The following is an 18568-nucleotide window of genomic DNA, read 5'->3' as shown; positions in this document are numbered from 1 at the left end:
TCGTATAGGAGGCAGGTCTTGAGGTATCGGTACGGTCCGAAGTGAATATCGCTCAAGTGGACGACGACTAGACGTCATTGTCACGCACCGAAGTGCCGTTCTGTAGGGCCGAAAACGGCTCAAGGTCTTTGAGCTGGGAAAACTGATCCTTCGCCCAGTAACTCACGTTGGCCACATCGTCATTCAGCAACAGTGCGTAATCATTCCAGCTCAACCAGCGCCAGTCGCCGACCTCGTCCGGATGCGGATGCGGGTCGTCGTCGACCCAGGCGACGAAGACCGGGCAGAACTCGTTCTCGACCACGCCTTCGAACGGGGGCGTCCGGTAGCGGTACGCCGGGAGGACGCAACGGAGCCCGTCCAGCCGGGGCAGTCCGAGCTCGAAGGCGGCACGGCGCCGGACGGCCTCCTCGATCGGTTCACCCGGTGCGGGGTGCCCGCAGACACTGTTGGTCCAGACCCGGGGCCACACCTTTTTCGTCGCGGCGCGGCTGCTGATCAGCAGGGCCTGATCACTGCGGCGCAACAGGTAACAGGAGAACGCCAGGTGTAGCCGGGTGTTCTCGTGGTGGGCGGCCAGTTTGGGCGCGGTTTCGCCGGTCGGCACGCCGTCCTCGGTCACGTAGACGATGCGTTCGGTGTCCAGTTCGGTCGTGTTGTTCACCGGACCCACTGAACCAGCAGGCTCGCTGTAACCGGTACCGCGACCAGAGTTACCCCTGTTAGTGGGATGAAAGGTGCTCCACTAGCAAAGAAGTGACGGCTTCGGGTGCCTCTTCGACCACCCAGTGGGAGGCGTCCTCGATCATCTCGAAGCGGTACGGGCCGGTGACCCGGTTCGCGGTGTCGAGCGCGGCCGTCGACCCGAAGGCGGCGTCCTCGGTGCTCCAGATGTAGAGCGTCGGCACCTCGATCGGCCCGATCTTCCCGCCGGGACGGCCGGCGCGATACCAGTTGAGCGCCGCGGTCAGCGCACCCGGTTCGGACAGTCGACGGATGTATTCGTCGACCTTGCTCGGCGACACCTTCCAATCGAAGATGCGGCGCAACGCGTCGGCGTTGTTCTCGAGCATCCGCCGTTCGGTGACGCGGGTCTGCCGCCATTCGGTCATGTACCCCGACCGGAGATGCTGGTCCTCGTCGGTCTTCATGGCCTCCGCGAGCGCCGCCGGATGCGGCGTCGAAACCACGGCGAGACTGCGGAGCCTGCCGGGATGCGCGTCGGCCGTCCACCACGCCACCGCGCCGCCCCAGTCATGTCCGACGAGGTCGAATTCGTTCCACCCCAAGCGATCCGCGATCGCGATGACGTCGCCGACGAGATAGTCGATGGTGTACTCGGACGCCTGTTCCGGCCGGACGTCCGGCGAGTAGCCACGCTGATCCGGTGCCACCGCGCGATAGCCGAGCACGCCGAGCGTCGCGACCTGGTGCTCCCATTCCACCGCGGCCTCGGGAAACCCGTGCAGCAGCAGGACGGGGCGGCCGTCTTCGGGGCCCGCGGCGATGGCGTCGAAGGTACCGGCGTCGGTGGGGATGGTCAGCTGCTCGATCACGCCGCCGAGACTACCGACCCCGGCGGCCGCCTCAGCGGCGCAGGCTGATGATCAGAGCCGCTCCGGCGATGGCCAAACTGAGCCAGGACGACAGCGGATAGTAGAAGTCCTTGACGACCGCCCAGCGGTGGTGGTTCCGCATCGGGTCGAGGAAGAGAAGGTCTCGTTCGGGGATCTCGGCATCGTCGTCTTCGGTGCGCATCGGTACACCGCCGTGCGCCGCCGTCAGCCGACGGAGGCGGGGGATCAGATCCTCTCGGCCGAGTGCGACCAGGCAAGCGGTGAGTTTGAGGAACTCGGCGTGCCTCTTGAACGACTGCACCGCTCGTGGTGACAAGGGAGCGCCGTCCAAGACGACGTTGATCAAGGGGTACGTGAACTCCAGCGCGCGGTCCGCCACGGTCGGCGGTGCCGCCCAGGTCCGCCGCCCTCCCTGAATATGCAGAAAGAGTAATCTGGCCGCTCTTCCGGAGTGGTTCATGCAGCGGACAGGGTAAGTGTTGAGCGCGGCGTGAAGAGGGACGTTGGCGGCCTTTTCCGCCTTCGTCACGAAGCGATAGAAGCGGCGCTCCGGCCGCATCTTCATCGCCCAGAGAGCCAGCAGGCCACAAAGGAACATCGAGTATGCGGGTAGTCCGCCGAGCCAGTTCGGACGTGCGGCACCCAGGAGGGCCAGTGCCATCGCGCCGAGCCAGATCACCGTGCCGTACTGGTAACCGTGAGCGCGCCATCGGGAAATCGCGTCCCGATGCGTGCGCAGTCCCCTTTTCTTCTTCCAGGTCGCCGCGAACTCTCCGGAATCGTCCAAGAGCGGGTTCTTCTCGCCGAGGACGAGATGGCTGACGGCCAGCTCCGCCGCGGTGAACCGAGGATATCGATGCCACCATTTCGGTGGCCGGTATGAATACTCGGCAAGGAACAGGTCGTTGATTTCCTTCGCGGCTCCGGTGAACTGCGTGCGCGGCATAGGGCAGCTTATCCGGACGCGGTCGGGAAAGCGCGCCGTCGCCTCAGCCTCCGGAGTGCATGTCCTCGGCTTCGGGGACGCAGTCGTCGTCCGGGTCGTCGAGCCAGCCGTGCGGCAACGTGACCTTGCCCGGCGAACCCTGCCGCCCGCGCGGGCCGGTTGCCGCGCTGGGGAACGGGGCTTCGTGGTCGAGCTGAGCGATGAGGTCGTCCAGCTGATCCATACTGGAGAGCATCGCGAAACCGCGACGCAGCTCGGAGCCGACCGGGAAACCCATGAAATACCAAGCCATATGCTTGCGGATGTCGCGCATGGCCTTGTCGTGACCGTCGTGTTCGACAAGCAGTTCCGTGTGACGGCGCAAGACCTTCGCGACCTCGCCGAGATTCGGCGGAGTGGGCTGGGGACGCCCGGCGAAGGCGGCTTCCAGCTCGCCGAACAGCCACGGCCTGCCCAAGCAGCCTCGTCCGACCACGACGCCGTCGCAGCCGGTCTCGTCGACCATGCGGAGCGCGTCCTCGGCGGAGAAGATGTCGCCGTTGCCGAGCACCGGGATGCTGGTGACGGCCTCTTTGAGCGCCGCGATCTTCGTCCAGTCGGCCTGGCCGGAGTAACGCTGCGCTGCCGTGCGCGCGTGCAGGCTGACCGCCGCCGCGCCCTCCGCCTCGGCGATGCGCCCGGCGTCGAGGTAGGTCAGGTGGTCGTCGTCGATGCCCACGCGGAACTTGACCGTGAACGGCGCCCCCGCCTCGGCCGCCGCCTTCGCCGACTCGCGCACGATGTCGGCAAACAGTTTGCGCTTGAACGGCAACGCCGCGCCGCCACCCTTGCGCGTCACCTTCGCCACCGGGCAGCCGAAGTTGCTGTCGATGTGGTCGGCGAGGCCTTCGCCGGTGATGATGCGGACGGCTTCGGCCATCGTCTTGGGGTCGACCCCATAAAGCTGCATGGACCTGGGCTTTTCGTTCTCGCCGAAGGTCATCATGTGCATGGTGCCGGGGTGGCGCTCGACCACCGCGCGGGCCGTGATCATTTCGCAGACGTAGATGCCCGCGCCGTACTCCTGGCACAGCTGCCGGAAGGCGACGTTGGTGATGCCCGCCATGGGAGCGAGCACGACCGGGGGATCGACCTCGTAGGGGCCGATCTTCAGGCTGGGCTTGCTCAGGGTGGCTGTCACGTCCTCCATTGTCGCCTGTGGTGTCTGTCACTCGCAGGTGGGATCGAAGTCGAGGGTCAGGTTGATCTCCTCGCCCGAAACCCCGTGCATGATCTCGATCAGTTCCACGGCCATGTCCCGGGCTTCGGAGGTGGACCTGCCTTGAGTCACGCCGACTCCCTCGACTTTGACGACCCAGAACCGCCCGTCTTGTACCGCCGTTCCTTGATAGGTCTTCATCCGGTCCAATCGGTGAGGCTCGGCTGTGACTGTGTGGATTTTGGGACATCTGACGTCCCAAAATCCACACAGTCGGCGAGCGCGCTCGCCAATGTCACCCGACAAGGTTTGGGGGAGAGACCTGTTGCGCAGGGGCAAGAACTGGAACGTGCCGACCGACGGCCATGCCGCCGGTGCCCTTGGCATGCGTAAGGCCAGGGTCCCGGTATTCCCCGGGTGCACCTGACCTCGCGACACAGAGTGCGACGCCCACGGCATCGCACTCTGTGTCGCCCGAAACCTGCTCAGGTGACATATCGACGGTAGCTCAAACCGCCTCTCCGTCCCAGCGTCACCACGGATCACAGCGGCAGGTAGTGAAAGAGTCCTTCACGGCCAGGTGCGAACACCGATTTCGGTAGCTTCGGTCCCATGAGCGTCCGCACCAGGATCGACGACCTCTACGCGCGAAGACTCCGCGCCCGGCTCCTCCGCGGCCCGCTGCCCCGGCATGTCGGCGTGATCATCGACGGCAACCGCCGCTGGGCTCGCCAGATGGGCTTCGAGGACGTCCGCGAAGGCCACCGGCACGGCGCCCAGCACATCGCCCGGCTGATGACGTGGTGCGAAGGCCTCGGCATCGGGCACGTGACGGTGTACCTCGCCTCGGTCGACAACCTGACGAAGCGCGCGTCGCCGGAGATGACCTTCCTGATGCAGGTGATCGAGGACGTCGTCCGCGAGCGGCTGACCGCGCCGGGCGCGAACTGGCGGATCGCTCCGGTGGGGCGCCTGGACCTGCTGCCGTCGTCCACGGCCGAAGTGCTGAAGCAGGCCGAAGAGGACACTCGCGGCGCGACGGGGCCCGAACTGACCCTCGCCATCGGGTACGGAAGCCGCGAGGAGATCGTCGACGCCGTCCGGGACCTCGTGCTCGAAGGGGCGGCGGACGGTAAGTCCCTTGTGGAGATCGCGGAGACCGTTTCCGTGGAGTCCCTTTCCGCCCATCTCTACACGGCGGGCAGCCCGGAGCCGGACCTGATCATCCGGACCAGCGGAGAGGTCCGCCTGTCCGGATTCCTCCTCTGGCAGGCGAAGGGGGCACAGCTGTACTTCTGCGACGTCAACTGGCCTGGGTTCCGATACCTGGATCTTCTGCGGGCGCTCCGCGTCTGGGCAGCCAAGGGCGCGGAAACGATCTCTAGGGACTGACGCCATCGCGACCGATGATCTTGCAGGTCGCGACCACATCGTCATCACGATTGAGTAGTGCTACGGATCCACGGACGGCCTCCAGGAGCCATGCTGTTCGCCATGACCACCGATGGGGATGTGCTCCTCAGGCTCGCCGGGGAGATCGACGACCTTGGGGCCCGCCTCGCGCGGGTCGGTACGGAGCTCCGGACCGTCCAGTCCGGAGTGGAGCCGACGCGCGAAGAGGCGCCTGAGCAGGCACCTCAAGAGCAGCCTGCCGCCCCGCAACAGCCGCAGGCCGAGCAGCCACAGCAGCCCCAGGCTCAGCCGCAACAGCAGCAGCCCCAGGCCCAGCAGCCTCAGCCGCAGGTCCCGCAGCAGCCGTACCCCCACCACTTCCCCCACCCTCAGCACGCCCAGTACCAACAGCAGTACCAGCAGGCCCAGTACGCGCAGTGGCAACAGCAGCAGTACCGCCAGCAGGCGGCACAGCAGGCAGCCCAGCACCCCCGCCCGCCGCAGCAGCCGTACCAGCCCTACCGCCCGTACCAGCCCGTCCCGAAGGTGACGCTGGCCGAGAAGCTGAGCAAGGAAGGCGCCGGCAGCAGGCTGCTGGCCTGGGTCGGCGGCGCGGTCACGCTCCTCGGCATCGTGCTGTTCCTCGTGCTCGCCATCCAGCGTGGCTGGTTCGGCCCGTTGCCGCGGGTGATCGGCGGCGCCGTCCTCGGCCTGACGCTGGCCGGGATCGGTCTGCGCCTGCACCGCACTCCGGCGGGCCGCACTGGCGCGTTCGCGCTCGCCGCGACGGGCATCGGGACGCTGTACCTCGACGCCATCGCCGCGACGACGATGTACGAGTACCTCCCGGCCTACGCCGGTCTCGCGATCGGGCTCGTGATCGCGGTCGGCGGGTTGCTGCTGGCCGTGCGGTGGAAGTCGTCGCTGCTCGCGACGGCCGTCGTGCTCGGTTGCGTGGTCTGCGCGCCGCTGATCACGCAGGGCTTCACCCCCGAGCTGGTCGCGTTCCTGCTGATGGTCCAGGTCGCCTCGACGCCGGTGCAGTTGCGCCAGTCGTGGCCGTCGGTCGCGGTCGCCGCGGGGATTCCGCCGCTGGTCGCGTCGGTCTTCAGCACGGCGTTCACCGGTTTCGGCGGCAGCACCGCCAACACCGCCGCCGCGTTGGCCGCGGGCGCTGTCGGACTCACGCTCGCCCTGGTCGTCACCACCAAGCGGCCCGGTGACGCAGCCGCGCTCGCGCTGCTCGCCGTCGCACCGGCGCCGTCGTTGCTCGCCGCGCTGTTCCTGCCGAAGACGCAGGCCGTACTCGTCACCGCGGCGGTCGCGCTGGTGCTGCTCGGTGTGTGGGCGGCCGGTCAGTGGCTCAACGGCTGGACGGGTGACCTCGCGGGTGCCGCCGGTCTCCTCGCGGCCCTTCAGACGACGATGACCCTCTTCGACGGCAGCGCCCGCTCGGCGATCCTGATCGGCGAAGGAGTCCTGCTGGCACTGGTCGCGTTGTGGACGAAGAAGCACGTGGCGCTCTTCGGCGGGCTGGGCTTCGCCGTCATCGGCGGGTTCATCGCGCTGGCCTTCGACGTTCCGCCGACGCTCTTCTTCCTGATCAGGAACCGCCCGGACGCCGACCTCGCCGCCGCTTTGCTGGTGGCCGTCGCGATCCTGGCCGTCTCGATCACGCTTCCGTGGGTCGCGCACCGGCTCGGGCTGTTCAAGGCGGCGTCGGAGAACGTGGTGCCGTGGCTGTTCGCCGGCGTCTGCGCGCTCTACGGCGCGGGTGCGCTGGTGCTGTGCGCGTCGCTGCTGGCCGTCCCCGGCCGCTCGGGCTTCCTGGTCGGCCACGTGGTGATCACGGTGTCCTGGACGGTCGCCGCCCTCGTGCTGCTCATCCGCGGCATCTCGGTGGTCGGCCTGCGGGTGATCGGCCTCGTGCTGGTCGGCGCGGCGGTTTTGAAGCTGGTCCTGTTCGACCTCTCCGCGCTCGACGGCCTGGCCAGGGTCGCCGCCTTCCTCCTCGCCGGGCTGGTCCTGCTCGGCGCGGGGACGCGCTACGCCAAGCTCGTCGCGTCTCGCTGACCAAGACCGGAAGAAAAGCCCGCGGGTCGTGGTTGGTCGGTTCATGAGCTATCAACCCGACCCGCGGCTGGCCGGACGCGCGAAGGACAAGGTCGCCTGGCTGACCACGATCAGCCCGAAGGGCAGGCCTTCTCCCCGCCCGGTGTGGTTCGTGCTCGACGGTGAAGACCTCATCGTCTTCAGCCGCCCGGACACCGCCAAGACCCGGCACCTCGAAGCGAACCCCGAAGTCAGCGTTCACTTCAACAGCGACGAGTACGGTGGCTCGGTCCTGGTGATCGGCGGCAAGGCCGAGATCCTGCCGGACGGTCTCGCCTCGGAGCAGCCGGGTTTCCTCGCCAAGTACGAAGAGCACTACCCGGCGATCGACTACGACGTCCCGAAGTTCGACAAGGAGTACCACGTCCGGATCAGGATCCGGCCAGAACGTACTTGGGGCTTCTAGAAACCGACGGTCACACAGGCGAGCCTGGCACCCGCGGTCCCGGCGTGGCCGGGTTCGGTGTGGGTGTGGTGTTCGTGGATCACGATCGAACCTGCCCGCCGCGTGGTGAACGTCCAGTCCACTTTGGACACGGAGGCGCCGCGGCCGGTGGCGTCGGTGGTGAGGTCCAGCCAGATCTCGTTGCGGGGGTTGGCATAGGCCGGATCCACCGACGGCTTCACCGGGTCTTCGATGTTCTGGTAGTGCGGTCCGGCGAGATCTCCGGTGGCACCACACGGTTTCGTGTGCGCGTGGGCGCCGTATCCACGGTTGGGCAGCAGGCCGGTCACGAGGACGGCGGTCGAGGTGCCGAAAGCCTTCGACGTCAGCCCGAAGACGTGCGCGCGGGCACCGGGCGGGACCAGTTCGGGTTTGTAGATCGTGAGACCGCTCTTGGCGGTGATGACGTGAACTCGGGACTCGGGGGAGGCGGTGGCCGGCCCGGCGCCGGAAGTGAGGGCCAAGGCGGCGGCGGACAGGACGAGGGCGAGTACGGGGACGGGGCGCATGTCCTCTGCCTAGCCTGATCGAAGTCGGACCCGCCAGCACCACCACTCGAACGGGTGTAGCAATTTCAAACCAATGGAACTATAAGTGCCGGCCATAACGTCCATGCGGGCGCTGGCGGGGCATGGATGGCAGGTCAAGTGAACAGCACCCCTCCGGATCGCACCTGGCTTGTCGCGGTCGCCGCGGCGCTCTGGGGCACCGACGGCCTTCTGCGGCTCCCGCTCGCCGAGGCACTCCCGGCGGCGACGGTCGTCTTCTGGGAACACCTGCTCGTGGTGCTCGTGCTGAGCCCCCTCATCCCCGGCGCCTTCCGCGCGCTGCGGCGGTGCGGTCCTCGGGAATGGCTGGCCGTGCTCGCCATCGGCGGTGGCTCGTCCGCGCTGGCGACGGCGATGTTCACCGCCGCCTTCAAACTGGGTGATCCGGTGACACCGTTGGTGCTCCAGAAGCTTCAGCCGGTGTTCGCCGTCCTCGCGGCGTACTTCGTCCTCAAGGAGCGAGTCCGCCCGGGATACGCGTTCTTCGCGATCCCCGCCCTGCTGGGCGCCTGGCTGCTGGCGTTCAAGGATCCGCTGAACATCCAGCTCGCCGCGGCGAAGGCGGCGCTGCTGGCGATCGGCGCGGCCGCGTTGTGGGCGGCGGGCACGGTGCTCGGCCGGTTGCTCTCCACCGAACTGGCGCCGAAAGAGGTCACCACGCTGCGTTTCACGGTCGGGCTCCCGGTCGCGGCGGGCATCGTGGCGGTACAGGGCGGCGGATTCGCGGTCGGCTGGGACAACGCGCTCGGACTCGGACTTCTCGCGCTGGTACCGGGTTTGCTGGCGTTGAGCCTGTACTACCTGGGACTCCGGTCGACCCCGGCCGCCAGGGCGACGTTGGCGGAGCTGGCTTTTCCTGTCACCGCCGCCGTTATCGGCGTATCGTTCCTGAACGCGCATTTGTCCGGTACGCAGTGGCTGGGCCTCGCAGTCGTGGTCGTCGCGGTGACTTCGCTCGGCTGGCATGAAAAGGTCAGGCGTCAACCGATGGTCTTGGAGCCGCCGCATGGTCGAGCACACCGGAGAGACGAAGAACGAACGCCTGACCCGCAACGTCAGTGAGCTCCTCCAGGAACTCCGGGTCGCGCAGGCCGGTGTCCAGATCCTCTTCGGATTCCTGCTGACGGTGGTGTTCACCGACGAGTTCCACGAGGCGAGCGGGTTCGAGAAAGCCGTGCACCTGACGGCGGTTCTGCTCACGGTGTGCTCGACGGTGCTGCTGACGGCGCCCGCCGCGTGGCACAGGTTGTTGTTCCGTACCGGAAACCGTGAGCGGATCCTCACCGTCGGCAACCGGTCCGTCCTCATCGGACTCGGCTGCCTCGCGGCCGCGATCACCACGACGGTCGCGCTCATCGCCAAGGTCGTCTTCGGTCCGATCGCGATGACGCTACTCGGCGTGGTGACGGCGGTGCTGTTCGTGGTCATGTGGTTCGTCGTGCCCCGGCAGATCAGCCGCGAAGACAGCGACTAGCGCCAGGCGCGGACGGGCGTGCCTCCCGGCAGGCCGAACGCGGCGGGTGACACCGTTTCCGGGCTGTCCGGGCTCGCACCGTGGAGCACCCGGCGGGCGCCGACCCACGAGAACATCGCCTTGACCGAAGGCGAGTAGCCCGCGCCGTCCTTCGCGAGTTCCCGGTCGAGCACGCGGTATCCGTCCGGCGTGCGTTCGACGCGGTAGACCATCGGCCGTCGCCGGAAGCCGCTGCCCGTGACGAGTCCACCGCCTTCTTTCGCGACCTCGTCGCAGCTCGCGACCAGGCCGACCTTGACCCGGTCGCCGTCCGGCCGGGTCTCGATCACCTTCTGCGTGCACACCCACCGGACGTCGGGGAGCCCGGAGTCGGCGAGCGTGCCCGTCCACCCGTTCGCCCGCAGATGCTCGTCGATCGGCGGCAGCGCCTCCCGTGCGACGGCGTCGTCCACGGTCGGCATCTCGTCCACGATCCACCAGGTGGCCGCGGCCACCACCACACCGACCCCGGCGAGCACGGGCCAGCGTTTGACGTTCCCCATGTGACGAAGCTACCGAGCGGAGCAAGTGTTCATCCGCGGTTCGGGACACGTTGCCTCCGCGAACGTAGGTTGCGGCCGTGAACGACTCTTCCAGACGGAACTTCCTGCGCGGTGCCGGGCTGCTCGGCGCCGGTGCGGCGGTCTCCGCATTGCCAACGCTCGGCGCCCCGGCCGCGTCGGCGACCTTCGGCCACCACGGCCCGGACGCCGAAGACGGCCGCTTCACCCTCGCGGTCCTGCCCGACACCCAGTACCTCTTCGACGCCGACCGCGGCGATCCCGCGCCACTGGACGCCACGCTGCGGTACGTCACCGGCGGCGACGAGAACATCGTCTTCCTGGCACATCTCGGCGACCTCACCGAGAACGGGCAGCCGGGCGAGTTCGACCAGATCAGCCGGTCGTTCCAGCACCTGGACCGGCGCCGGTTCCCGTACAGCACGCTGGCGGGCAACCACGACATCAAGTCCTCGACCGACGACCAGCGCGGCCGCACGCCGTACCTCGACGCGTTCGGCCCGCAGCGGCAGCGGGGTTCACGGACCTTCCGCGGCGCGAGCGCGGACGGTTACAACAGCCACCACGTGTTCCGCGCGGGCGGGCGCGAGTGGCTGCTGCTGGCGCTCGACTGGCGGCCGTCGGCGGGCGGGCTGGAGTGGGCGCGGTCGGTGCTCGCGCGGAATCCGCGGCTCCCCGCGATCCTGACCATTCACGAACTGGTCTGGTCCGACGAAGCCGGGCAGGCGCGGCTTTCCGAGTTCGGGCAGAAGGTGTGGGACGAACTGATCGCCGGGAACGACCAGATCTTCCTGACCCTCAACGGGCACTACTGGCCGCCGGGCCGCGCGGTGAAGCAGAACAAGGCGGGCAACGACGTCCACCTGCACATCACCAACTACCAGGACCGCTACTACGGTGGCAGCGCGATGATCCGGCTCTACCGGTTCGACCTCGCGCGGAACGTGATCGACGTCCGCACGGTCTCGCCGTGGCTGGCCGAGCGGGCACCGCGGCTGAACGAGTTGCAGCGGCAGGAGATCGAACGGACCGGCCCGGCGGACTACTTCAGCATGGAGATCGACTTCGAGCGCCGGTTCGCCGGCTTCGCGCCGGTCCCGGTCCCGCCCGCACGGCCCGCCGAACGGCAGTTGATCCGCGGGACCGTGGCGTATTGGCGGTTCGAAGGGCGGGACGGCGCACCGGTCTCCGGTGTCCGTGACCTGTCCGGCCGGGGCAACGACCTGGTCCGGGTGACCCTGCCCGGCAGCCCCGCCGAAGCGCTGCGCTACTCCGGGGAGTTCTCCGGGCGGCAGCCGTCGAGGTCGAGCCTCCGGTTCGACGGCGGCAAGAAACCGGCTCGCGGGGCGTATCTGCGCACGGCGGACTCCGCGCCGATGAACGCGGAGACGTTCTCACGCGGCTACACCGTCGAGGCGTTCGTGAAGCTGCCTGAGGATTTCAAGGACGGCAAGCATTCCTGGGCCGCGCTCTTCGGCAGGCAGGGCTCCGGCGGCAAGGCCGGCAAGACCGGTGACGATCCCGGCGAGCCCGCCGCCACACTGTCCCTTTCGGACGGTGCGGCGTTCCAGTGGGCGGTGTTCCCGGTGAACCAGAACGGGATCTCCACCTGCTGGGGACACGAACTGGCGTTGCGGGAATGGATCCACGTCGCCGCGGTCAACGACGGCAGGCGGACGACGCTCTACGTCGACGGCTGCCCGGTGCTGCGTAATCCGAAGACGGCCGCGGCGGGGATCGCGAATCCCGGTGGTTCTTGGCTGATCGGCGCCTACGCCTACGACTCGCTCGTCGAGCAGGCGTTCCACGGCTGGCTCGGCGACGTCCGGGTGGTGGGGAGGGCACTGGAGCCCCGCGAGTTCATGCTCGGCTGAGTTTCAAGCAGTGCGCGGTAATGGTGGATCTTCGTCCCCATTATCGCGCATTGTCGTTTCCGGCTAAAACCGGGGTTCCTCTTGACAAGGGGTGGACAATAGAAAATCGGCGCCAAATCAGATTCACTGATTTGCACGCCGAACTTGTCCGTAGTCTAAACGCTGTGAGGGACACTTGTCAAATCAGGGGTACGACGAGGAATTGCGAACCGAACGGGACTACATCGCGTCGCTCTACGGGCGGCTGGACGACGAACGTACGCGGGTGGGCGAGGCGTACGCCGGTGCGCTGCGGGGAGAAGGGTTCGCGCTTTCGGACCGCGAAGTCTCCGTCGGCACGAAAGCCCGCGAGATGGCGCGGCTGAGGATCGCCGACGAGGGCCTTTGTTTCGGGCGTTTGGACGCCCTTTCGGGAGAGCGGGCGTACGTCGGCAGGGTCGGCCTTTTCGACGACGAGAACGACTACGAGCCCTTGCTGCTGGATTGGCGGGCGCCGGCGTCGCGCGCGTTCTACTGCGCGACGGGCGCGTCCCCCGAGGGAATGTCGCGGCGCCGCCAGTTCCGCACCCTCGGCCGCCGGGTCGTCGATTTCACCGACGAGGTCTTCGGCCGTCCGGAATCGGCGGGGGAACGGGGCGACGTCGCGCTGCTGGCCGCGGTCAACGCGCCGCGCGGCGAGGGGATGCGGGACATCGTCGCGACGATCCAGGCCGAGCAGGACGAGATCATCCGGCTGGATCACGCCGGTGTCGTGGTCGTGGAGGGCGGCCCCGGCACCGGCAAGACGGCGGTGGCGCTGCACCGGGTGGCGTACCTGCTGTACACGAAACGGGAGCGCATGGAACGCCGCGGCGTGCTCGTGGTCGGGCCGAGCAGTGGCTTCCTCGACCACATCGACCGCGTCCTGCCGTCGCTCGGCGAGGCCAGTGCCGTCTTCGCGACGCCGGGGAGCCTTGTCGCGGGCCTGCGCACCGAACGCGAGGATCCGCCGCCGGTCCAGCGGCTCAAGGGCTCGCTGGAGATCCTGGACGTGCTCGCGGCGGCGGTGACGGACCGGCAGGAACTGCCGGCCGAACCGGAGCCGATCGAACTCGGCGACGTCACCGTGCCGTTCGACGCCGAGGTCGCGGCGGCCGCGCGCGAGGTGGCTCGTGACAGCGGCCTGCTGCACAACGAGGCGAAGGCCGTCTTCGAACGTGAGGTGATCGCCGCGCTCACCGAGCGCGCGGTCGACCGGATCGGCGACGGCTGGCTGCCGAAGGACGACAACCACGCCCGCCCGGAGATGCTGAAGAACGTCCGGCGTGACCTGGAAGGCAGTGTGGGACTCGGTGCGGTGCTGGATCGCCTGTGGCCGGTCCTGACGCCGCAGCGGTTGCTCGCCGACCTCTACGACTCGCCGGAGCGGCTGCGGGCGGCCGGGGCCGATCCGGCGCTGTACCGCGAGGACGCGGCCGCTTGGACCGTGTCCGACGTGCCGTTGCTGGACGAAGCCGTCGAACTGCTCGGCTGGGACCACACCGCCGAACGGCGGGCGGAGGAGCGGCGGCAGCTGGAACAGAAGGAATACGCCGAGCGCGTGCTGGAACTCATCGAGGTCGAAGAGGACCACGACGACTACGAGTTCGCGCTCCGGCCGACGGACGTGCTGAAGGCGGAGGACCTGGCGGAGCGGTTCGCCAAACGCGACGACCGGGACTTGGCCGAACGCGCGGCCGCCGACCGGGAATGGACCTATGGCCACGTCGTGGTCGACGAGGCGCAAGAATTGTCCGAAATGGACTGGCGAGTGCTGATGCGGCGGTGCCCCAGCCGATCCTTCACCGTGGTCGGGGATCTCGCGCAGCGCCGGTCGCCGTCCGGTGCGCGGTCGTGGGACGCGATGCTCTCCCGGTACGTCGCCGACCGGTGGGTGTACCGGAAGCTGACCGTCAACTACCGGACGCCGTCGGAGATCATGGCGGTGGCGGCTTCGCTGCTGGCGAGTTTCGCACCGGACGTCGTGCCGCCGGAGTCGGTGCGTTCCTGCGGTGTGCGGCCGTGGGCCCGTCGACTGTCCGAAGTGGACATCGAGGACGCCGTCGCGGAGTTCGTCCGCGAGGAATCGTCGCGTGAGGGGACTTCGGTCGTCATCGGGCCGCCGGGGGTGCCGGGCGCGATCGCGCCGTCCGCGGCCAAAGGGCTGGAGTACGACGCCGTCCTGGTGGTGGAACCGCAGCGAATCCTGGCGGAAGGCCCGAGTGGTGCGGCGGAACTGTATGTCGCGCTGACCCGGGCGACGCAGCGGCTCGGGGTCTTGTACAGCGAGCCACTGCCGAAGGTGCTTCGCGGGCTCGACACCCGGCGGCGGACTCCGGACGCGTATCTGCGCTGTGTCTAGTGTCGCGTGATCTCCGTCCAGTCACGCGAGATCTCCGTCTGATCACGGGTAAGACCCGCAGGATCACGCGACACTAGCCTCCCCTGAGTGCAATGAACGGCCCGTTACTGGCAAATTTCGCAAGTAACGGGCCGTTCATTGCACTGGGCCGCGGGTTCACCGCGTCAGGTTGCCCCAGGCATATGTCTGTTTTGCGAGTTTCAGATACACCAAGGTTTCTGTGCTGATGACACCCGGGATGGGCCGGATGTCATCGTTCAGCACACTCAAGAGGTGTTCGTCGTCCCGGCAGGCGACCTCGGCCAGAAGGTCGTAGGTGCCCGCGGTGAGTACGACGTAATGGACGTCCGGCAGCCCTGAAAGCTGATCCGAGACCGAACGCGGATCGCCCTGGACCTTGACTCCGACCATCGCCTGACGGCCGAGGCCGACGTTGGTCGGATCCGTGACCGCGACGATCTGCATCGTCTCGTCCCGCAGCAGCCGCTGGACGCGTTGCCGCACGGCCCCTTCCGACAGGCCGACGGCCTTGGCCAGCGCCGTGAACGAAGCCCGCCCGTCGACTTGTAGCAGGGCGATCAGAGTGCGATCGGTGTTGTCCAGACCTCTAGGTGTGCGCTGCTCCATCTGCGCGCGTGGTTCGTCACCCATGCCGTCCCTCCCTTTGTTTCGGCATGCGATTCTTGTCGCGCAGCGTATCGATCAATGTCCAGAATGCTACCGCCGTTAAGTTGTTTGTCGCGATTCTCTTTCCCGGCGTCCTCGTGCACAGGATTCTGTCGTGCGACAGGGGGACTGCCGGGTTTTTCGGACAGCGCGTCAGCCGAGATCGCGTTTCAGCAGGTCTTCCTCGGTTTCACGCCGGACGAGCAAGGTCGCGGTACCGCCTGAGATGCCGACGATCGGCGGCCTGCCGACGAGGTTGTAATTCGAGGCGAGTGAGTGGTGGTAGGCGCCGGTGCAGGGGACGGCGAGCAGATCGCCGGGGTGGACGTCGTCGGGGAGCGCGAGCCCGTCGGCGAGGACGTCACCCGATTCGCAGTGCCGTCCGACCACCGTCACCGGCCGCCGGGCCGCGCGGCTGCGCCTGCCGACCAGGCGCGCGGTGTACGCCGCCCCGTAGAGCGCGGGCCGCGCGTTGTCGCTCATCCCGCCGTCGACCGCGACGAAGGTACGCGAGCCGCGTTTCACCGCGCAGACCCGGTACACGGTGATCCCCGCCGGTCCGACGATCGCCCGGCCCGGCTCGATCGTCAGTTTCGGCAGGGGGAAGGCGTGCGACGTGCATTCGTAGGCGAGCGCGACCCGCAGGCGGCGCACGTAGCCGTCGATGTCGAAACCGGTGTCGCCCGGCAGATAGCGGACGGCGTGCCCGCCGCCGAGGTCCAGTTCCCGCAGGGTGACGCCGTGGGTGTCCCGGAGCCGGACGAGTTCCCCGACCATCTTGCGGGCGGCCAGTTCGTAGAAGTCCACACGGGACACCTGCGAGCCGATGTGGCAGTGCAGTCCGGCGAGGCGGAGCCCCGGTTGCGCGAGCACGGCGGAGACCGCCCGGTCGAGGTTGTCGCGGACCTCTTCACGTAGTGAGAACCCGAATTTCTGGCCTTCGGTGCCGGTGGTGATGGCCGCGTGCGTGCCGGCGGCGACGTCCGGCGTCACCCGGATCAGCACCTGCTGCGCGCCGGTGGCGAGCGCGCCGAGCTGCTCGATCTCGTCGAGTGAGTCCACCACGATCCGGCGGACGCCGTAGGACAGCGCGGCCTTGAGGTCTTCGGGGGTCTTCGCGTTGCCGTGCAGCAGGATCCGCTCGGCGGGGAAACCGACCGAGCGGGCAACGGCGATCTCGCCGGCCGAGCAGGTGTCGAGGGAAAGCCCTTCCTCGGCGACCCAGCGCAGGACCGCGCGGGTGCACAGCGCCTTGCTCGCGTAGGCCACTTCGGCGTCGGGCAGGGCCCGGCGGTATGCGCGGGCGTTCTGCCGGACTTCGTCCTCGTCAAGCAGATACGCCGGTGTCCCGAACCTCGCGGCGAGGTGGGACACCGGCGCACCGGCGAACAGCAGCTCCCCGCCGGGACCGAGCCGGGTGCTCCGCGGCCAGACCCCCGGCTCGAGGTGGTCGGCGGCCTCGCAGCCGAGGCTGGGCAGGAGCTCGCTGAGCGTCACGGTTACCTCCGCGTCGATCGGTCAGTGCTCTCCTCAGCACAACGCCGATCGGTCCGGCCCGGCCGCTCCGCCAACATCTCCCTGACGCCTTCAGCGGTCTCGCTGACGTGTTGTTAACGCACGGGTAACCCCGGTCACGCTCCTAGCGGACGGACTCCGGGACGGTGTCGAGCGCCCGCACCATGTGCACGGCGAGGGAGAACGCCGCCTCGTTGGTGAGGTCGGTGTGCTCGTTGACGATCTTCTTCACGGTGTCGACCCGGATCTCGTAGCGGGAGACGGGGACGGTATCGGCGTTCATGGCGATCCTCTATTCGGTTGTTTCGGGTTTCGTGGCGCAGGTGCAACCGCGGCTGAACCCGCCGGCCGCGGTCGCGGTGCAGAACCGCCGGGCGATCGCGTCGTGCGCCGACAGCGGATGCGGGCAGTTCGGGCAGCGGTCGTCGGCGGCGGGCTCGGCGACGTCGCCGAGGGAGCGGGAGGCGGTCATCGCGCACCCACCGTCGCTTGGGCGCGCAAGGGGGCGCCGACTTCGTGCAGATGCCTGAGGACGTAGCCGTAGGACGCCGCCCAGCCGCACTGCGCGTAGTCGATGCCGTGCTTCGCGCAGAACTCCCGCACGATCACCTGCGCGTGCTTGAGGTTCGGCCGCGCCATGCTCGGGAACAGGTGGTGCTCGATCTGGTAGTTGAGCCCGCCGAGGGCGAAGTCCACGACCGGCCCGCCGCGCACGTTGCGCGAGGTGAGGACCTGCTTGCGCAGGAAGTCGAGCTTGTGCCCGGCCGACAGCGTGGGCATGCCCTTGTGGTTCGGGGCGAACGAGCAGCCCATGTACACACCCCAAAGGCATTGGTGCACGGCGATGAAGACGAAGCCGACACCGGGCGAAAGCACCACGAACACCGCGGTCAGGTACGCGGCGATGTGGGCGAGCATCAGCGCGGATTCGAGTTTCCGCCGCTTGAAACCGCGCTGGAAGATCGCCGTCACGCTCGACGCGTGCAGGTTCAGGCCTTCCAGCAACAGCAGCGGGAAGAACAGGAACGCCTGGTACTTCGCCATCCAGCGCAGGAAGCCGCGCCGTTCGGTGCCCTGTGCCTTGGTGAAGATCAGGGCGGCGAGGTTGACGTCCGGGTCTTCGTCCTCGTGGTTGGGGTTGGCGTGGTGGCGGTTGTGCGTCCCGATCCACCAGCCGTAGCTGAGCCCGGTCAGTCCACCGTGGACGAATCCGGTGACGTCGTTCGCCTTGCGGCCGCGGAAGATCTGCTTGTGCCCGGCGTCGTGGCCGATGAAGGAGAGCTGGGTGAACATCATCGCGAAGAAGGCGGCGAGGAACAGCTGCCACCAGGAGTCCCCGAGGTGCACGAACGCCACCCAGCCGCCCGCGAAGGCGAGCAGGTTCAAGGAGATCTTCACCGCGTAGTACGCGCGCCTGCGTTTGAGCAGGCCGGCATCAATGACCAATTTGGACAGTTCGGCGAAGTCGCTGCCCTGCCTCGTCTGTGTGGAGGTCATGGGAGATCACACCGTTCTGGTTCTCGTGAAAGTGGGCAATCCAGCAACGGGTTCAAAAACACCGAAGGGGTCTGGTTCGGCCAAGAAGGGGCACTGGTACCACAACACGCCACGGACGCTCCGTGGTCTTCTTTCAGCGTCCCACGTCCGCCGGGCGGAAGCAATTCACCGAAACAGCACGATATGGCGTACAGTCAAGGACATCGAGGGAAACTTCCCCCGGTTCCGTCCGGTCGCGAGGTTCGACCGGGGACAGGAGCACCGGCCAGACATCGTTTCCCTCGCGTTCATGGTCCCGCCGGCTCTGACCGGTGAGCAGCCGCCCGCCGCGCCGCATGGCGCGCCCCGAGGCGCCCATAAGGGCCAAGCCGCGATCGTCGATGG

General features: G+C 68.0%; 19 protein-coding genes. 7 read left to right on the top strand and 12 right to left on the bottom strand.

Going from position 1 to position 18568, the window contains the following annotated elements:
• Positions 1–67: 67 nt before the first annotated feature.
• Genes idi through ACLARN_RS39590 form a run of 5 tightly spaced genes read right to left on the bottom strand, consistent with a single transcriptional unit; the run spans position 68 to position 3853 of the window.
• Positions 68–664: an isopentenyl-diphosphate Delta-isomerase gene (idi, locus tag ACLARN_RS39610; protein ID WP_409496618.1), complete on the bottom strand. Its 597-nt coding sequence runs from the start codon at positions 662–664 to the stop codon at positions 68–70.
• Positions 665–722: 58 nt separating this feature from the next.
• On the bottom strand, positions 723–1556 hold the full coding sequence (locus tag ACLARN_RS39605; protein ID WP_409496617.1) for an alpha/beta fold hydrolase: 834 nt from the start codon (positions 1554–1556) through the stop codon (positions 723–725).
• A 31-nt stretch (positions 1557–1587) separates the two neighbouring features.
• The gene (locus ACLARN_RS39600; protein WP_409496616.1) at positions 1588–2523 is read right to left on the bottom strand and encodes a hypothetical protein; all 936 of its coding nucleotides are present in this window, start codon (positions 2521–2523) and stop codon (positions 1588–1590) included.
• 43 nt (positions 2524–2566) lie between these two features.
• A complete protein-coding gene (dusB, locus tag ACLARN_RS39595; protein WP_409496615.1) occupies positions 2567–3712 on the bottom strand; it encodes a tRNA dihydrouridine synthase DusB in 1146 nt (381 codons plus the stop codon).
• A gap of 18 nt (positions 3713–3730) precedes the next feature.
• A complete protein-coding gene (locus tag ACLARN_RS39590; protein ID WP_409496614.1) occupies positions 3731–3853 on the bottom strand; it encodes a hypothetical protein in 123 nt (40 codons plus the stop codon).
• Between the two features lie 480 nt (positions 3854–4333).
• Between ACLARN_RS39590 and uppS the strand changes: the two genes are divergently transcribed.
• The 3 genes from uppS to ACLARN_RS39575 all read left to right on the top strand — a co-directional run bounded on the left by uppS (position 4334) and on the right by ACLARN_RS39575 (position 7631).
• Positions 4334–5113, top strand: a complete 780-nt coding sequence (gene uppS / locus ACLARN_RS39585) for a polyprenyl diphosphate synthase (protein ID WP_409496613.1) — start codon at positions 4334–4336, stop codon at positions 5111–5113.
• A 90-nt stretch (positions 5114–5203) separates the two neighbouring features.
• Positions 5204–7186 (top strand): DUF2339 domain-containing protein, encoded by a 1983-nt coding sequence (locus tag ACLARN_RS39580; RefSeq protein ID WP_409496612.1) that lies wholly within the window; start codon positions 5204–5206, stop codon positions 7184–7186.
• 43 nt (positions 7187–7229) lie between these two features.
• Complete coding sequence (locus tag ACLARN_RS39575; RefSeq protein WP_409496611.1) at positions 7230–7631, top strand: TIGR03667 family PPOX class F420-dependent oxidoreductase; 402 nt, start codon at positions 7230–7232, stop codon at positions 7629–7631.
• Here ACLARN_RS39575 and ACLARN_RS39570 read toward each other — a convergent pair.
• Positions 7628–8179 carry a superoxide dismutase gene (locus ACLARN_RS39570; protein ID WP_409496610.1) on the bottom strand — a complete coding sequence of 184 codons (552 nt, stop codon included), beginning with the start codon at positions 8177–8179 and terminating at the stop codon, positions 7628–7630. The two genes, ACLARN_RS39575 and ACLARN_RS39570, sit on opposite strands and share 4 nt — an antisense overlap.
• Positions 8180–8317: 138 nt before the next feature.
• Here ACLARN_RS39570 and ACLARN_RS39565 point away from each other — a divergent pair, with 138 nt between their 5' ends.
• Both ACLARN_RS39565 and ACLARN_RS39560 read left to right on the top strand, forming a co-directional pair.
• Positions 8318–9280: a DMT family transporter gene (locus tag ACLARN_RS39565; RefSeq protein WP_409496609.1), complete on the top strand. Its 963-nt coding sequence runs from the start codon at positions 8318–8320 to the stop codon at positions 9278–9280.
• A complete protein-coding gene (locus tag ACLARN_RS39560; RefSeq protein WP_409496608.1) occupies positions 9225–9692 on the top strand; it encodes a DUF6328 family protein in 468 nt (155 codons plus the stop codon). Before ACLARN_RS39565 ends, ACLARN_RS39560 begins: the two co-directional genes overlap by 56 nt.
• On the opposite strand, the gene ACLARN_RS39555 is transcribed toward ACLARN_RS39560, so the two are convergent.
• Positions 9689–10234 carry a hypothetical protein gene (locus ACLARN_RS39555; RefSeq protein WP_409496607.1) on the bottom strand — a complete coding sequence of 182 codons (546 nt, stop codon included), beginning with the start codon at positions 10232–10234 and terminating at the stop codon, positions 9689–9691. The genes ACLARN_RS39560 and ACLARN_RS39555 overlap by 4 nt on opposite strands.
• Positions 10235–10311: 77 nt before the next feature.
• Between ACLARN_RS39555 and ACLARN_RS39550 the strand changes: the two genes are divergently transcribed.
• Positions 10312–12126 (top strand): LamG-like jellyroll fold domain-containing protein, encoded by a 1815-nt coding sequence (locus ACLARN_RS39550; RefSeq protein WP_409496606.1) that lies wholly within the window; start codon positions 10312–10314, stop codon positions 12124–12126.
• Between the two features lie 175 nt (positions 12127–12301).
• The gene (gene helR, locus ACLARN_RS39545; RefSeq protein ID WP_409496605.1) at positions 12302–14506 is read left to right on the top strand and encodes an RNA polymerase recycling motor ATPase HelR; all 2205 of its coding nucleotides are present in this window, start codon (positions 12302–12304) and stop codon (positions 14504–14506) included.
• 156 nt (positions 14507–14662) lie between these two features.
• Here helR and ACLARN_RS39540 read toward each other — a convergent pair whose 3' ends face one another.
• The 5 genes from ACLARN_RS39540 to ACLARN_RS39520 form a co-directional block, all read right to left on the bottom strand.
• Complete coding sequence (locus ACLARN_RS39540; protein WP_409496604.1) at positions 14663–15157, bottom strand: Lrp/AsnC family transcriptional regulator; 495 nt, start codon at positions 15155–15157, stop codon at positions 14663–14665.
• A gap of 168 nt (positions 15158–15325) precedes the next feature.
• Positions 15326–16669 (bottom strand): diaminopimelate decarboxylase, encoded by a 1344-nt coding sequence (gene lysA / locus ACLARN_RS39535; protein ID WP_409496603.1) that lies wholly within the window; start codon positions 16667–16669, stop codon positions 15326–15328.
• A 142-nt stretch (positions 16670–16811) separates the two neighbouring features.
• Positions 16812–16970, bottom strand: coding sequence for a DUF6307 family protein (locus ACLARN_RS39530; protein WP_409496602.1), 159 nt, complete (start codon positions 16968–16970; stop codon positions 16812–16814).
• A 9-nt stretch (positions 16971–16979) separates the two neighbouring features.
• A complete protein-coding gene (locus ACLARN_RS39525) occupies positions 16980–17159 on the bottom strand; it encodes an RGCVC family protein (protein WP_409496601.1) in 180 nt (59 codons plus the stop codon).
• Positions 17156–18184 carry a fatty acid desaturase family protein gene (locus tag ACLARN_RS39520; RefSeq protein ID WP_409496600.1) on the bottom strand — a complete coding sequence of 343 codons (1029 nt, stop codon included), beginning with the start codon at positions 18182–18184 and terminating at the stop codon, positions 17156–17158. The genes ACLARN_RS39525 and ACLARN_RS39520 overlap by 4 nt, the downstream gene beginning before the upstream one ends.
• Positions 18185–18568 lie beyond the last annotated feature (384 nt).

It is taken from the genome of Amycolatopsis sp. cmx-11-12 (assembly GCF_046269425.1).
GTDB lineage: Bacteria > Actinomycetota > Actinomycetes > Mycobacteriales > Pseudonocardiaceae > Amycolatopsis.
This window is presented reverse-complemented; position numbering and strand designations above follow the sequence as displayed.